Source organism: Streptococcus oralis, from assembly GCF_023110435.1.
Classification (GTDB): Bacteria; Bacillota; Bacilli; order Lactobacillales; family Streptococcaceae; genus Streptococcus; species Streptococcus oralis_CF.
On the sequence record NZ_JALDWB010000001.1, the window covers coordinates 636,951 to 651,858 of the forward strand.

The 14,908-nt window shown below is 38.3% G+C and carries 18 protein-coding genes; all 18 read right to left on the reverse strand.

All coding sequences use genetic code 11. The annotated features are described in order from the left end of the window. Positions 1–5: 5 nt before the first annotated feature. Complete coding sequence (locus M1F97_RS03240) at positions 6–998, reverse strand: alpha-ketoacid dehydrogenase subunit beta (protein ID WP_000448714.1); 993 nt, start codon at positions 996–998, stop codon at positions 6–8. A 15-nt stretch (positions 999–1,013) separates the two neighbouring features. Continuing rightward, positions 1,014–1,982 (reverse strand): thiamine pyrophosphate-dependent dehydrogenase E1 component subunit alpha, encoded by a 969-nt coding sequence (locus M1F97_RS03245; RefSeq protein WP_247944169.1) that lies wholly within the window; start codon positions 1,980–1,982, stop codon positions 1,014–1,016. 154 nt (positions 1,983–2,136) lie between these two features. Further along, positions 2,137–3,492, reverse strand: coding sequence for an MATE family efflux transporter (locus M1F97_RS03250; RefSeq protein WP_247944170.1), 1,356 nt, complete (start codon positions 3,490–3,492; stop codon positions 2,137–2,139). Between the two features lie 41 nt (positions 3,493–3,533). Beyond that, positions 3,534–4,802, reverse strand: a complete 1,269-nt coding sequence (locus tag M1F97_RS03255; RefSeq protein WP_247944171.1) for a dihydroorotase — start codon at positions 4,800–4,802, stop codon at positions 3,534–3,536. Between the two features lie 12 nt (positions 4,803–4,814). After that, entirely contained in the window at positions 4,815–5,279 is a 465-nt protein-coding gene (locus M1F97_RS03260; RefSeq protein WP_001135756.1) for an NUDIX hydrolase, read from the reverse strand. Positions 5,280–5,288: 9 nt separating this feature from the next. Next, a complete protein-coding gene (locus M1F97_RS03265; protein WP_247944172.1) occupies positions 5,289–5,942 on the reverse strand; it encodes a uracil-DNA glycosylase in 654 nt (217 codons plus the stop codon). A 61-nt stretch (positions 5,943–6,003) separates the two neighbouring features. Then, complete coding sequence (locus M1F97_RS03270; RefSeq protein WP_247944173.1) at positions 6,004–6,696, reverse strand: YjjG family noncanonical pyrimidine nucleotidase; 693 nt, start codon at positions 6,694–6,696, stop codon at positions 6,004–6,006. A 738-nt stretch (positions 6,697–7,434) separates the two neighbouring features. Next, positions 7,435–8,004, reverse strand: coding sequence for a hypothetical protein (locus M1F97_RS03275; protein WP_247944174.1), 570 nt, complete (start codon positions 8,002–8,004; stop codon positions 7,435–7,437). A gap of 64 nt (positions 8,005–8,068) precedes the next feature. Further along, positions 8,069–8,455, reverse strand: coding sequence for a hypothetical protein (locus M1F97_RS03280; RefSeq protein ID WP_247944175.1), 387 nt, complete (start codon positions 8,453–8,455; stop codon positions 8,069–8,071). A 121-nt stretch (positions 8,456–8,576) separates the two neighbouring features. After that, positions 8,577–8,963: a barstar family protein gene (locus M1F97_RS03285; protein ID WP_247944176.1), complete on the reverse strand. Its 387-nt coding sequence runs from the start codon at positions 8,961–8,963 to the stop codon at positions 8,577–8,579. An 85-nt stretch (positions 8,964–9,048) separates the two neighbouring features. Continuing rightward, positions 9,049–9,474 carry a hypothetical protein gene (locus tag M1F97_RS03290; RefSeq protein ID WP_247944177.1) on the reverse strand — a complete coding sequence of 142 codons (426 nt, stop codon included), beginning with the start codon at positions 9,472–9,474 and terminating at the stop codon, positions 9,049–9,051. A gap of 324 nt (positions 9,475–9,798) precedes the next feature. Beyond that, entirely contained in the window at positions 9,799–10,221 is a 423-nt protein-coding gene (locus tag M1F97_RS03295; RefSeq protein WP_247944178.1) for an SMI1/KNR4 family protein, read from the reverse strand. A gap of 155 nt (positions 10,222–10,376) precedes the next feature. Next, on the reverse strand, positions 10,377–10,694 hold the full coding sequence (gene imm40, locus M1F97_RS03300; protein ID WP_247944179.1) for an Imm40 family immunity protein: 318 nt from the start codon (positions 10,692–10,694) through the stop codon (positions 10,377–10,379). Positions 10,695–10,756: 62 nt separating this feature from the next. Then, complete coding sequence (locus M1F97_RS03305; RefSeq protein ID WP_247944180.1) at positions 10,757–11,479, reverse strand: TipC family immunity protein; 723 nt, start codon at positions 11,477–11,479, stop codon at positions 10,757–10,759. A 74-nt stretch (positions 11,480–11,553) separates the two neighbouring features. Further along, positions 11,554–12,057 (reverse strand): hypothetical protein, encoded by a 504-nt coding sequence (locus M1F97_RS03310; protein ID WP_247944181.1) that lies wholly within the window; start codon positions 12,055–12,057, stop codon positions 11,554–11,556. Between the two features lie 239 nt (positions 12,058–12,296). Further along, entirely contained in the window at positions 12,297–12,839 is a 543-nt protein-coding gene (locus tag M1F97_RS03315; protein WP_247944321.1) for a ClbS/DfsB family four-helix bundle protein, read from the reverse strand. A 132-nt stretch (positions 12,840–12,971) separates the two neighbouring features. Continuing rightward, positions 12,972–13,886: a peptidase gene (locus M1F97_RS03320; protein ID WP_247944182.1), complete on the reverse strand. Its 915-nt coding sequence runs from the start codon at positions 13,884–13,886 to the stop codon at positions 12,972–12,974. A 176-nt stretch (positions 13,887–14,062) separates the two neighbouring features. After that, positions 14,063–14,899, reverse strand: a complete 837-nt coding sequence (locus M1F97_RS03325; RefSeq protein ID WP_247944183.1) for an AraC family transcriptional regulator — start codon at positions 14,897–14,899, stop codon at positions 14,063–14,065. Positions 14,900–14,908: the final 9 nt, after the last annotated feature.

The following is a 14,908-nucleotide window of genomic DNA, read 5'->3' on the forward strand; positions in this document are numbered from 1 at the left end:
CAACCTTATTCTTTGTTATAGGTTTTACGGATGGCATCTTTGATGCTTTCAACGGTTGGAATCATTGCATTTTCTAGGTTTTGCGCGTAAGGCATTGGTACATCTTCTCCTGCGCAACGGCGGATTGGTGCATCTAGATAGTCAAATGCTTCTGATTCTGAAATAATTGCTGAAATCTCTCCGATATAGCCACTTGTTTTGTGGGCGTCGTTGACCAGTACGACCTTACCTGTCTTCTTCACTGAGTTAATGATGATATCCTTATCAAGTGGAACAAGGGTACGTGGGTCCACAATTTCAACTGAAATTCCTTCTTCAGCTAATTCTTCAGCAGCTTGAACCACACGGCGAAGCATTTTACCGTAAGTAACAACTGTTACATCCGTTCCTTCGCGTTTAATTTCGCCAACTCCAAGTGGGATTGTGTAATCTGGATCAACTGGCACTTCCCCTTTTTGGTTAAATTCTGACTTATACTCAAGAATGATAACAGGGTTATTATCACGGATAGAAGACTTGAGCAGTCCTTTCATGTCCGCAGGCGTACCTGGTGCTACAACCTTAAGTCCAGGAATGTGAGTAAACCAAGACTCTAGTGATTGCGAGTGCTGGGCCGCAGAACCAACTCCGTTACCAGCTGCACAACGGACAGTCATTGGAACCTGCCCCTTACCACCAAACATATAACGTGTTTTAGCAGCTTGGTTGACGATATTGTCCATGGCAATGACCGAGAAGTCCATGAAGGTCATATCGACGATTGGACGAAGTCCCGTCATGGCTGCTCCTGCTGCCGCTCCAGAGATAGCAGCTTCAGAAATAGGACAGTCACGGACACGTTCTGGACCAAATTCTTCGAGCATTCCGACAGAAGTTCCGAAGTCTCCTCCGAAGACACCGACGTCTTCTCCCATCAAGAATACATTTTCATCGCGACGCATTTCCTCAGACATAGCAAGGATAATGGTGTCACGGAAGGACATTGTTTTTGTTTCCATTTTATCTCTTTCTCCTTAGTCTGCGTAAATATCTTCAAATGCGGATTCTAGTGGTGGGAATGGACTTTCCTCTGCAAATTTAACAGAAGCTTCTACCGCTTCCTTGACTTGCGCTTGGATTTCTTCCAATTCTTCGGCACTTGCAATATTGTTTTCAATGAGGTAATTGCGGAGGTTTTCAATTGGGTCTTTTTGTTTCCACAATTCTACTTCTTCGCGCGTACGGTATTTACCAGGGTCAGATGATGAGTGACCAAGCCAGCGATAAGTGACACTTTCAATCAAGACTGGGCCATTGCCACCACGAACATGGTCTACTGCTTTCTTAAATCCTTCATAAACGTCGATAACATTGTTACCGTCTTCGATAAACATTCCAGGAATTCCATATGCCGCGCTACGGTGATGGATATGCTCTACATTGGTCATTTTCTTGATATCCGCAGAGATTCCATAACCGTTATTAATACAGTAGAAAATTACTGGCAGATTCCAGATGGAAGCCATGTTAACAGCTTCGTGGAAAACACCTTCGTTGGTTGCACCGTCACCAAAGAAGCAGACAACAATCTTGCCTGTCTTTTTCATTTGCTGACTGAGGGCTGCACCAACAGCGATTCCCATACCTCCACCTACGATACCATTGGCACCAAGGTTACCTGCATCAAGGTCGGCAATGTGCATGGAACCACCTTTTCCTTTACAGGTTCCAGTGTATTTACCAAGGATTTCTGCCATCATACCATTGAGGTCAATTCCTTTGGCGATAGCCTGTCCATGACCACGGTGGTTTGAGGTAATCAGATCATCTGGATTGAGAGCTAGCATAGCTCCGACGTTAGCGGCTTCCTCTCCAACAGAAAAGTGAGTCATACCAGGAACTTTCCCTTTTTTTACTAATTGTGCAATTTTTAAGTCCATTCGACGGATTTCTTCCATCTTACGGAACATCTCTAGCAAGAGATTTCTATCTAAAGTTGACATAATCTCGCCTTTCTAGGTTTAAAGTTTTATATCCTCATTCTATCGCATTATGAAAGCACTGTCAAAATATATGCTTAGATTCTTTCACAAAATACAAAAAGAAAACCCCAGTTTATCGGGATTTTCTATAAATTAAAACATTTTTTCACAAAGTTTATTTGATATTGGAAATTTCAAATCTTTTCATAATTGTTTGCAAGCGCCCTTGATATAGGATAGCACTAGTGACCAAACTCGCTATTAGACCAATCCAGTAAGAATAGGCTCCCAAAGTTGTCACATGATCTAGGAATAAGCCTAATGGAATGGACACAGCCCAGTAAGCAATTACTCCTAGATAGAAGGGAACAACCGTGTCCTTGTAACCTCTCAGTATTCCTTGCAAAGGAGCTGCAACCGTGTCAGCTAACTGGAAAAAAAGACTATAAGTTAGGAAGGTAGACGTTAGTTCAATGAAGTCAGGATTATTTCCATATAAACTGGCTACGACATCTCTCAAAATATAGAGAAAGCTCAATGTAAAGCCTGCAAATATCAGCGCTATCCAACGTCCAAGTTGGATATAGGTCCTAGCATCATCAAAGCGCTTAGCTCCTACCTCATAAGAAACAACGATGGCCATGGCAGAAGAAATACTCATAGGAAAAGCATACATGAGCGTCGAGAAGTTCATGGCTGACTGGTGGCTGGCAATAATCATAGACGAAAACTTAGCCATCATCAAACCAACGACTGAAAAAATAATAACCTCAGCAAAAACAGTACCACCGATTGGTAAGCCCAAGCGAATCCCTTCTTTGATCTTTACTAGGTCAAGCGGAAGCGGTTTTTCCAAATGAAACTCTTTTAACTTGTCCTGCTTTAAAAGGATGATGGCAGAGATTCCAAGGAGGCACCAGTAAGCTAGGGAAGTACCTAAGCCTGCTCCTGCGCCACCTAACTCTGGAAACCCAAAGGCACCGTAGATCAATAAATAGTTAAATCCACAATTTAAAGGTAGCAATAAGAGCATGAGGTACATAGATAGCTTAGTCAGACCGAGTGAATCAAGTAGCGATCGGATAACACTGAAAAGCAACAAGGGAATAATCCCGATAGACAGGTACCAAAGATAAGAAACTGCAACCGTCGCAACTTGAGCTTCTAGTCCGATATGGTTTAAGACAGGCGGTGCAAAGAATATTACCATGCCAAGCAAGACCAAAGACAACCCGAAAGCCAAGTAGATGAATTGGTAAAAGTCAGATGCCACTTCTTCCTTTTTGCCTCGTCCCAGATGATGGCCTATGATGGGTACCATGGCCGAAACAATCCCTGTTAAAAAGGTAAAGAAAGGATTCCAGAGACTCGTTGCAGTTGAAACACCAGCCAAGTCCATGGTATTGTACTGCCCCGTCATGGTTGTATCGACAAAAGAGGCAGAATAATTGGCAAACTGATAAATCAGGATGGGGAAAAATATCTTAAGAAATAAGACAAACTTATCTTTAAATTGATGGGTTCGATACATATACGCTCTCTATTCTTATAGTTTATAGAGCAGAATCCCATCTAGTTTTGGTAGACGATTTGTCCCTTACAGATAGTATATTTGACCTGCCCTTTTAAAGTTTCCCCGATAAATGGAGAATTAGCTGATTTCGAAGCGAAGTTTGGACCAACAGTACGATCAGCCTTGTCATCAAAGATAGTGATGTCCGCCGGACCATTTTCAGCTAAGTAGCCTGCTTCAAAGTTGTAAAGTTTGGCTGGATTGACAGTCATTTTTTCAAGCAATTCCATCAAACTCAACTCACCAGCTTCCACCAAATAAGTCAAGCCGAGAGATAGAGAGGTTTCCAAACCAGTCATACCAGATGGCGCTTTGGTGATATCTTCTACATTTTTCTCATCTGCATGGTGAGGCGCGTGGTCCGTTGCGATAACCGTGATAACACCTGACTTGAGGCCCTCGATAACGGCACGGCGGTCTGACTCCAAACGAAGCGGAGGATTCATTTTGGCATTGCTTCCTTGAGTTAAAAGAAGAGCTTCTGTCTTAGAAAAATGTTGTGGTGCCACTTCTGCTGTGACTTGCGCTCCCAAACCTTGAGCGAATTCCACTACTTTGACACTTTCTTCCTTAGACAAATGCTGGATGTGAACATGGGCCTTAGTTGCATAGGCAATCATGACATCACGCGCAATCATAGCGTATTCTGCTACCCCTGTCGCACCACAGATCTTGAAGTGGTCTTTAGCGATGTTTTCGTTAAAGCCAAGAATGCCGTTCAAGCCGGGATCTTCCTCGTGTAGACAAACAAAGGTGCCAAGTTTTTTAGCAGTTTCCAAGGCTTCTTTGAGAACCTTGCTGCTTTCAAGCGGAATTCCATCATCTGAAAATCCAACGGCTCCAGCTTCTAAAAGTGCCTTAAAATCAGTCAAGTCTTGACCATTAAAGTTCTTGGTAATGGTCGCAACCGTCTTGACATTGATTTTTTCCTTGGCAGCAGACTGGAGAACTTCTTTCAGGGTTTCTACATCCGAAATAGTTGGACTAGTATTAGCCATCATGACAACAGTTGTAAAACCACCTGCAGCAGCCGCTAGGGCACCAGTATGTATATCTTCCTTGTGAGTCTGACCAGGTTCACGGAAATGAACATGAATATCAACTAGTCCAGGCGCAACCACGAGACCTGTAGCATCAAGCACCTCTGCTCCTTCTTCCTTGATGTCAGAGGCAATTTTGACAATTTTTCCATCTTGGACTAAAACATCACAGACTTGATCCAAACCAGACTTGGGATCCATTACACGGCCATTTTTGATTAGTAGCATAGCTCTACTCCTTTATTCATAAAAATCAACTTGGGTATCCAACAATTTATCCCCATCATAAACAAACTTAGCTGAGAAGAAGGGTTTGTCCTCTAAAAGCCACTCAACAAAGGTGTGGTCACCTTCCCAAGTCGGCTTGCTCAAGACCTCGTCATAGGGAACCCATTCTAAGGTCCCCTCATTGCAGTCAATCAAGTCACCCTCAAACTCCGTCACCTTAAAAACATAGGTGTACCAGTCTAAATCTGGTGTGAATTCTGGAAAAGTGATAACGCCTTTTAGAACAGGCTTGGCTTTCAGACCTGTCTCTTCAAGGATTTCACGCGCCGCGCATTCCTGAGGTGTCTCACCTCGCTCTAGCTTCCCACCTACGCCAATCCATTTACCAGCATGGACATCATTGGGTTTCTTATTGCGATGGAGCATGAGCAGTTCTTTTCCGTTATCAATGTAGCAAATCGTCGCTAACTGAGGCATATTTTCTCCTTATCTAAGCCAATCGATTGGCTCTTGTTCGGTCTCTTTTAAGAATGCATTAGCCTTGGAAAAAGGCTTGGAACCCCAAAATTCTCTGTAAACAGATAAAGGACTTGGGTGAGCTGATTCGATAATCAAGTGATGAGGATTTGTAACTAAAGCCTTCTTCTTACGTGCATAGGTTCCCCAGAGTACAAATACTACAGGCCTGTCTAGATTATTTACAACCTCAATCACAGCATCCGTAAAAGGCTCCCAAATCTGCCCAGCATGACCATTGGCTTGACCAGCAGGAACCGTCAAGCAAGCATTGAGAAGTAAGACTCCTTGCTCAGCCCAAGATGTCAAATCATGAGATTTCTTAACGCCAAGATCATCTGCTAATTCTTTCAGAATATTTTGCAAGGATGGCGGAGCTGGAATGGTATCCGGTACAGAAAAACTCAAGCCCTGCGCCTGACCTGGCCCATGATAGGGATCCTGCCCTAGAATCACTACCTTAACCTCTTCAAGCGGTGTAGTCAAGAGAGACTGAAAAATCTTTTCTTTAGGCGGATAAACAGTTCCCTGAGCATAGACCTGCTCTATAAATTGATTGATTTTACCGAAATAACCTTCAGGTAATTGCTCCTTAATCAAAGCATGCCAAGATGAGTGTTGCATCGCCAACTCCTTCGTTTTTACTGCCTCTATTATAGCAAAAAGTGGCTATCTAAACCACTTTTTACAGTTTATCTAAACAATCCAGCAAGTCTTGGTAAGAATGAACTTCATAAGTCGGCTGGGCTTGTGTGTGATTTTCCAGATGATGGGGATTGTACCAGATAGTATCAATGCCAGCATTATTGCCACCTTGAATGTCGGCGGTTAGGGAATCTCCAATCATAACCGTCTTTTCTTTGCTGAAATCTGCAATCTGTTGACCGATTTTTTCATAGAATAGTGCATCAGGTTTTTGTGTTTGCAACTGTTCAGAGATAAAGACTTGGTTGAAATAGGGAGCCAGACCTGATTGAGCCAAACGTCCTGTCTGAATGGCAGTAATCCCATTTGTCGCAGCATACAAGTCATAATCACGTTCGATGAGGCTGTCCAAGAGTTCATGAGCACCTGAAAAAGTTTGTCCCTGTTGGGCTAAGTAAAATTGGTAACGCTGGGCAAGTAACGTACCGTCTTTTTCCTGTCCGAAATAGGCAAATAAACGAGAAAAGCGCGTATTAACCAGTTCTTGTTTACTGATTTTCTTTTGTTCCAAGTCCTTCCAGAGAGCCTTGTTCATAGGAACGTAATAGTCTTTATAGGCTTGAATATCCGCAACTCCTTCTTCTTTTAGAAGTTGCGTCAGAGCCACATCCTCAGCAGCATCAAAATCAAGCAAGGTGTGGTCGAGGTCAAAGAGTAAAAATTTGTAGGGCAATTTAATGGTTTTCCTTTCTAGGTGGGGGCAAAAGATTCAAAAAGGGGGGATTCATTTAATGATTAGTTTTAAAATTTAATAACACCATTATACCATAGGAAATAATGAACGGCTATATATTTTTCAATTAGCCAATGCCACAACTAAATTGATAGTCTCCTACTGAAACTTCTTTTCGCTCACTATCAGAGAGATGACTTGTTGCAACTTCAGTATCAGGTGCAACAAGTCCCTTAAGTCCATCCATCAAAAGTCTAATTCCAGGATCCAGCAATATTCCAGAATTATACCTTGTATCTAAAACATCGTGTATGAAGATTAATATCTTCAGTATTTAACGATTTGTAACAACCCAAACGATTACAGAGTTTATTCCAAACTTTCACCGTACAAAAAGCCACATTGTGTGGCTTAAAATGGAGCGAAAGGGATTCGAACCCTTTGGGCTATTTGTGTTTTATAATTAATTTTAGGGATATATTTCAAAGGTTACTCACTCCAATAAGCCCGTTTACCACCAGATTTGAAATAGAACTCTTCATTGTATTACCTCTTTCCATTGTAGCGACCGCTATAACAGTTTGAATTAAATCACATAGAAGTGACATGTCCAAATTAATCCCAAACCAATTAAATACTACCACACACCTCAACAATCCATTTTTTAAGATTGCTCAAGTCTATGTTCAATGATTATATTATAGCAAAATAACCTAGAATCCATTCGAACAAACTTGCTCAATAAAAATTACTTGTCCAGAAAGGAACTTCTTTATATTTTTTTGAGTCAGACACAAGTCGCTTATGTCCGAATTCAACCTCAAAATAATCATACAAATCCATCCCATAATAGATAATATCTAAATCTACAACAGATAAAACGGGCATTTCCTTGTTTTCAAATATCGGGAGAAAACGATGCCCATATAAAGGAATTAGAGGGGGAGCTGATTCTAGCATTTTTCTTATTTTCTTATTTTTATCTTCTACTCTAGCAGGCTCTAGTCCCCAGGAAATATCCCAAACTATTTCATCAATACTTTCCAAAATTCCATTATAAGGACTTGCTAATCTTTCTTTTATAGCTGCTATGTTTTCAACTGAGAAATCTCTCCAATTATAAAAACGTTCTGAAACAGGCAGTATATTTTGATAAAATTCCAACCACTGCTGGGGAAATTTTACATTATATATTTTCTCAATTTTTCTTACTTCATCATCGCTTAATCCTTGCTCTATATAAACATGGTTCTCAAGCAATAGCTTTTTAATATTAGCTATTTTCATTTTCAAATCATCTCGCTTCATATCTATTTCCTATTCTCTCATTAGAAATTTTTAGGTAGATGCTAATCTTGTCCTTTCTACACCTTCAATATTCCTCATAAATAACTTCGATATCTTTATCTGAAATATTAATATCAGACTCTAGTATAAAATTCTTAATATTATTTATTTCCTTATTCGTCAGAGAGTCAGCTTGAAACTCAATAATGAAATCAATCATATCTTTATCTCCTGAAATGATAATGATAGCATCTTCAATATACTCTCCCAAAAATATTCGCTTCAAATGCAGATAGCCAGTTGAGGGAGTGGAGAAATATTCCTTCCAATTTATAGTCTCTGAATAGTCCATATCTACATTCTTATAGAAAAAGTGTGAATGGTCTATTTGATGACTAGTATCCAATAATTTCAACAATCTATCTATTACAACTAACTCGGTTATAACTATTCTCAGTTCAATACCTAACATAATCTCATTCCTATATAAATAATTTAAAGATTGGCCTAGTAGTCCGTATCTTGCTAGGGCTTCATCTCAGATTCTTCAAGTGCTGTATACTTGTACTTGTTTAAGTCTCGATGAAGTGGCATTATTCAATGATATAAACATTAAATTTTTTTCTCTTACCACCAACCATGTATCTCTCAACACCTTCATCCCACCACAAAACAGTGTCAGATAAAATCTCTAAAAAAATATTTTTAGAAATTTCATCATTGATAAAAAGATACTTTGCATTATTTATAAAAATATTAATGTTATCTGGGATTATATAGTCAGGACGCTCAAGACGATCAGCTAGTGCATCCCAATTACCATCTTGGAGATCATCAATATTAAAACCTTCCGCTAATATCTGTACCGCATCTTTTTCACTCTGTACTGTTTTTCCATCAATATGTAGATAAAAATAACTAGAGAATTTGAACATTAAATATAGTTTCTCTAATTTTGTTATTTGTTTATATACATTCACCTTATTTTACCTTATAAATTGTTCTCAATGCTTAGTTATGTAATACAAACCAGTTTCTCGTTCTTTGATTCTTTGGATGATTTATCTATAAAACATCATTATCCTGCCAAAAGAAATGAGCACTCTTTAAATCAAGATGTTCTATCTGAATGTCACGACAAACAATTGTCATTTGCAACAAACCAATATCAACCATACACTTCACAAAATCAGGATTCTCCTCATAAATTTGTAAAGAAATTTCTTGACCATGATGATGTAATTCTCCTCTAGTCATGTTTTTAACGAGTTGATCTTTTCTCCACTGAATGTCTAAAGCATCATTGCTATACTCTACTTTTGCGCATACTAAAAACTTAATTTCCCAGTATTTTTCTTTGTTATGATAATCTTCTAAGCACAAAGAAACCTCATCTCCAAAATAGGATATCTTTAAATCTAGTATTCCCATTTCCCAATAATCTATTGCTTCGATCTCTTTTTGTTTGCTTTTTAAATCAAATCGTAACACGACTTCTCTCCTTAATATTTATATCTCAAATTTGTCTATCATTTTTATAGTAATATTATTTTCATAAAAGATCCAAACTTCTAGCAATCTGCTTTTCAATTTCTGTATAGTTGCATAGTTTTTTACTCAGGAGATATTTAAGAGCCATGTATCTTTTGTCCTATGAAAGTATAGAAAGGCTTAATCTTCTTGTTTTTAAAGAATGAACATTTTGAACAGTTAATCTCGCTTTGTGTCATCCTGCTCATACTATAAATCTATCAAAACCATCCTTCCTCGAGAGTTATATATATGATTCTATTGCATCTGAATAGATTATTAATACTACTCGTCTATTCTTTTTAGTAGAAATTCTATAAAATTATCTGCATAGTATTCTCCATCTTTAAAAACAGGTAATTCATTGGTCAGACCGTCCTGATTTTGAAAATAGAACATGCCATCACCACATTCACAAATAACTAATTGCTCAGAATTACTGAACCCTTCTTTTCGATTCAGCTCGTTTATATAAACAAGATCTCCTCCTACAACAGTATCAAAATCTAATCCATAAATACTGAATATTTCTTCTCCATAAATCTCTCCCCCCATATAATTTTTCAGCCACCACTTATATGTTTCAGGAAAAGTAAAATTTAATCTTTTCTCAGCTTTTATAATCCATTCATCAGAAATTCCCTTTCCAAATGGTGCAAAATCTACACCCTCGCTAGAAGCAATCTTTTTCTTCAATTCATCAATCATTTTTCACCTCATTTAATCAATAAAATCTCTAGTTCTATTTTCCCAATAATTTACTCTCCATAAGTTAAATTCACTGTGATTGATCCATTTCCTATCCTACTTATATTTATGATTTCTATTTACACTGAGCAATTCTTTTTGGCTATCAATTCCATCTATGCTGAAGTAACTACTGTAAAATAAAAATGTTTTCCATTACTATCTATATACTGGTTGATATAATCTTTTGCTACAAAAATTGACTGGAGTAAGTCGCTACCATTATTTTTAGGAGAATAATACCAGCTATCATAAGTCAACTCAAGTCCCCCATCTCCTTCTACATAGACATCGCCACCAAGAATCATAAACTTTTTCGACTCTATCCAGTCAATATATGCCAACATATCTTGATATGTATATGCATAACTTGCAACACCCAATTCTGCTAGCGACTGACCTCTATTTTCAAAATTAAATTTACCTAGTTCCATATGATTAGACTCCTACTTTTTCATTTCCAAAAACGACTATGTCTATGAGTAGTTCAGCTACTCTATTCAGAAAAACTTAGTGGCACAATCTCTACATCCCCAAGATTATCAACTGAGTAACGTTGACTACCATTTTTAAACCAGCGTCCTAGAACGACATCATAGAGCATAAAGTGGGATTTTTCTTTAATCCAAGCTTCATCAATCCCATAAGGTTTTAAATAATCTAGTACTTCGTTGGGATTTGTTATCTGAAAATTTGGTAAGCCTTTAGTCGAGCTAAAACTATAGGAACTTTTTAAATGTAGCTCTAAATCAGATTCTTTTCCACTCTTCACTTCTATATTATAACCAATTAACCCGTAAGCTAATGATTGATCAGATTCCGAAATTTCAATAGTTTGTTTGAGCATCTTATCTCTATAATCATAGTCAATAAAAAGATATCTGCCATTAGGTAACGATCGTCTATACTCAATTAGAAATGTTTCTTCAATACCTACATACACTAATATAGTTTCACTCTCAGATAAGCCTGATTCAAGACTCATACCAACTATAATATTCTTATCGCGATATGATTCACCTCCGTCAACGGCTTTACTAAAATCAGCGAGGCTAGGTAAGATACTACTATGGGTTTCTGCATAGTTCATCTCTAGAAAGACATTACTTAAAGATTCATACACTCCCTTATAATAATTCTTTTGATAGACACGATATAGACCAAACAAAGTTAGAAAAACTAATAAAATTATGAGTACGATTTTTAAAATTTTTTTCATCTACCTTTTTCTCCTCTAAATACTTACATAAAACTTTTCTGCTATATTTGAAATCAAAACAATGATAGACGCCCCTACCCCAACTCCTTGGCTATTCTGCTCTTTTCAAGCTTTCCCTTAGTAATTCGTTTCCATAAAACAAGTGGGTTCAAACTATAAGATAGGCGTAGGAGGAAATAATTTACCCATTCGATAAGGGCAAAAAGCTGTATTAGCATGGCTATAATACCCACTTGGAAACTCTGTGTATTCCAGACTATAAAAGGAAAGCCTGAAATAAGTAAAATAAGGTCTAGTATTCTGAAACCACCATATAGTTTGGGGACATTTCCATTTCCGAACTGGGGATTCGACAGTCTTCTAATCAAAATCGCCCAATAGATTGAACCTTGAAGCAAAATAAATGTCAGTAGAGACAAAGGATAGAGAATGGTGACTAGACTCCTCCAATCACCAAGCCGATTTTTCAAAAGGAAAAAACACAACCAAAAGGATAAGACGGCTGTAAACTCTCCCAAACAAAGGGACATCAACTCTTTTCTAACTTTCTCTTTTTGTATTTTCATCATCTCACCCATCTATCATCCTATATCAGAAAAAAGCCATTCGAAGCATCGAACAGCTTAATTCCTTTAATATCAATGTAATTCTAAACTTAGAATTGCTATAAAATAAATGTTTTAGGGCTATTCTAAGTCTATGACAGCCTTAAATTTTAATTTTTGAAGGATTCTAAAGCTAAAATAGCTCTAAAATTACGAGCACTAAGCTATTCGAAACTTAGAAGAACCTTTGGTGAATTTCAATAGCACTCCAACTAGCTACTCTTACAATTTTTCTGATGAGCTTTGAGTTTTTTCATAGCCCAGTCATAGTGACTGGAAGTGGCACTCACAAAGTAGGAACCTAGACTTGTTCCTCCCGTCCACTTATAGACACCTTTTGTGAACAATTCGTCATTGCTGAAGCCTTCCATCAACTCTAAAACCTCTTTATGCGATTGATTGAGGAGTTTGGTCGCTTCTTCTAAGGACGTACTCTGGTGCTTCTTCCAAAAAGCGACATTCATTTCCCCATAAGTTTTCCAATTATAAGGTTCAGGGAGAAAAGGTCTTTCATGACCTGTTTGATTAGAATGTACCCAGGTCAAAAGTAACTGATGCCATTCATAGAGATGGATCAGAACATCTCTTAGATTTTTATCTCTTTTCCAGTGAGCTTCTTTTTTCTTTTGGTCTTTTGAAAAATCAAAAGGAGTCTGTAGTTCCTCTTCACTTAGCTGAGAAATAAGGAGATTAAGTTTTTCATAATTTTCCTTAGAGGCTAGCACTAGCTCCTCTTTTGTTCTTGGTCTAGGTATAGGAGTTCTCCCTTCATTTTTAAGTAGAATAAGCTATTTTCTTACTTCATTATACCATAACCATAATCAAAAAGCAGTTCTTCATGTTACGAAAAACTGCTTTTACTAACTATTTTTTTATGCTTATAGTCACTACTTTACATATAAATCTCTAAAGCGACCATCCACTTCTGCTATCTGATAGAGCAAGTGGGCTAGTTCTTGGTAATCTTCTTTCAAACACGAAAGGTGGGCTTGACCAAATAAAGTAGCTAATTCTTCTTTTAATCTTGCCCCTTCGGGATCATGGTCTTTTAAGAATTTACTGAGATAGAGATTTCGAACAGCAGCAAGTTTAAAGCTGAAATACTGATGCAATTGTTTTTGCTCCGTATTTAAGCCGTTTTCAGCAACTGCTTTTGCATAACATTCCAAAACACCGTTTTGGCCATTCAGATATCGGTTCTTCATAATCCTTGCTGTTTCCTGATAGATTTCAGTTTGACTAGGACTCTTGACTTTTTTAAAATTTCCCCACATGGAGTAAGCTCCACGCTTATAGTCAATAGCCTCTGCCTTCCAGGCTTCTAAGATGTCTTTAAAAGCAACCTTCATACAGGCAAAACCAGCTGGATCGTGCAAATGAAGGTACTGATCATCAATGTCATACACGGTTACGAAGTGATCCACACCATAAAGGATTGTGTGATTGGGATTGTAGGTCAGATGCCCCATATCAAGAGGTCCCAGTACGACAGGTCCATTGGACAGAAGTGTTTCCAACTTTCCTTTAACCTCTTCCAAATCTACTTCCAATCCATCCTTTAGATAGAAGTCCTCATAGTCAAACCCTAGTATTTTTAAAGAATGTGAGATGGAAAGATCTGGCATTCCATTATCAAAGAATACTAAAGGGTGCTCCTCATCTTCCTTTACGATACTAGCGCCATTTCCCATCACCATAATTGCCTCTAAAAACTCTGCTTTAAAGTCATAACCATAGGCATCCAGTGCCATTACCAATGAATAACTATAGCAAAGTGACACATCTCCAAAATACATCTGCATATTCATGCCTCCTTATCTTCTATGGGATTATTATACCGAGAAAACTATTCTCATGCCCCATAAAATCCAAACAAAAAATATGGGTATTTGTGATTTACGGACATGAATGTCAACAATTAAAAACTCTGTAGAGGTTCTTTCTACAGAGTTAGGTTTGCATCTTTATAAAAAATTATCTAGTCCTTGATCACTGGTATCCAGAGTTCCATTTGGTAGTCTGGGGACGACATATCGCCCTCGGAATAAACTTCAAAATCTGGTGCTCCTGAGTGGCGATAACCAGTTTCGGGGAAAAAAATCTCCAAGACATATTTCCAAGCATGGTGGATGCTGGTTGGTATAGCCCCCTTGACTGGTACGATAGCATATTCAGCCTCTGGGATGTCTTTGATTGATAGTCCTAGTTTATCTGCTTTATCTTTATCCGTCACATCATAAGCGGCCATATAATTAATGATTTCACCTTCTTTGACATCCGAGCAGGCACCAAAAGATTGGCCACTTCCCAGACTTTCTAGGCTTTCCAAGCTGTGATTTGCATAGAGCTGCTCCCAAGCAGACGGGCATTTGCTATTGTCAATAGCTTCCAGTAGGACGCCTGCCACGGTAAATGCAGGTTTCTTTTGAATCTTGATATCCATGTTCTTTCCTCCTGTAATCTTTAAGGATAATTGAAGTCTAGGAAAGACCCGATAAGGTTTTCCATTTCGAACTTCTGAGGGAGTTGCACCATGGAATTTCTTAAAGGCCGCACTAAAAGCATCCGCAGAGTCATAGCCGTATTTCATTGCTATGTCAATGACCTTCTCAGCGCCTTCCCGCAAGTCTGTCACAGCTTCTGATAACCTGCGATTGCGCAAGTATTCTGCTAATGTCATATCTGCCAGGATAGAAAATAGTCTACTAAAGAGAGGGTAAGAATAGCCTGATAGCTGCTGAAATCTTTTCATATCCACTTCTCCAGTCAGCCGCTGCTCCAAATAATCCATGGTTTGGTTGAATTGATGCATCATATTCGTTTC

Excerpts from the sequence above, each read along its gene's own strand:
- M1F97_RS03240 (WP_000448714.1), bottom strand. The coding sequence starts at position 998 with ATGGAAACAAAAACAATGTCCTTCCGTGACACCATTATCCTTGCTATG.
- M1F97_RS03280 (WP_247944175.1), bottom strand. The coding sequence starts at position 8,455 with ATGTTAGGTATTGAACTGAGAATAGTTATAACCGAGTTAGTTGTAATA.
- M1F97_RS03260 (WP_001135756.1), bottom strand. The coding sequence starts at position 5,279 with ATGCCTCAGTTAGCGACGATTTGCTACATTGATAACGGAAAAGAACTG.
- imm40 (WP_247944179.1), bottom strand. The coding sequence starts at position 10,694 with ATGGAACTAGGTAAATTTAATTTTGAAAATAGAGGTCAGTCGCTAGCA.
- M1F97_RS03250 (WP_247944170.1), bottom strand. The coding sequence starts at position 3,492 with ATGTATCGAACCCATCAATTTAAAGATAAGTTTGTCTTATTTCTTAAG.
- M1F97_RS03320 (WP_247944182.1), bottom strand. The coding sequence starts at position 13,886 with ATGCAGATGTATTTTGGAGATGTGTCACTTTGCTATAGTTATTCATTG.
- M1F97_RS03310 (WP_247944181.1), bottom strand. The coding sequence starts at position 12,057 with ATGGGTGAGATGATGAAAATACAAAAAGAGAAAGTTAGAAAAGAGTTG.
- M1F97_RS03305 (WP_247944180.1), bottom strand. The coding sequence starts at position 11,479 with ATGAAAAAAATTTTAAAAATCGTACTCATAATTTTATTAGTTTTTCTA.
- M1F97_RS03255 (WP_247944171.1), bottom strand. The coding sequence starts at position 4,802 with ATGCTACTAATCAAAAATGGCCGTGTAATGGATCCCAAGTCTGGTTTG.
- M1F97_RS03275 (WP_247944174.1), bottom strand. The coding sequence starts at position 8,004 with ATGAAGCGAGATGATTTGAAAATGAAAATAGCTAATATTAAAAAGCTA.
- M1F97_RS03245 (WP_247944169.1), bottom strand. The coding sequence starts at position 1,982 with ATGTCAACTTTAGATAGAAATCTCTTGCTAGAGATGTTCCGTAAGATG.
- M1F97_RS03325 (WP_247944183.1), bottom strand. The coding sequence starts at position 14,899 with ATGATGCATCAATTCAACCAAACCATGGATTATTTGGAGCAGCGGCTG.
- M1F97_RS03295 (WP_247944178.1), bottom strand. The coding sequence starts at position 10,221 with ATGATTGATGAATTGAAGAAAAAGATTGCTTCTAGCGAGGGTGTAGAT.
- M1F97_RS03265 (WP_247944172.1), bottom strand. The coding sequence starts at position 5,942 with ATGCAACACTCATCTTGGCATGCTTTGATTAAGGAGCAATTACCTGAA.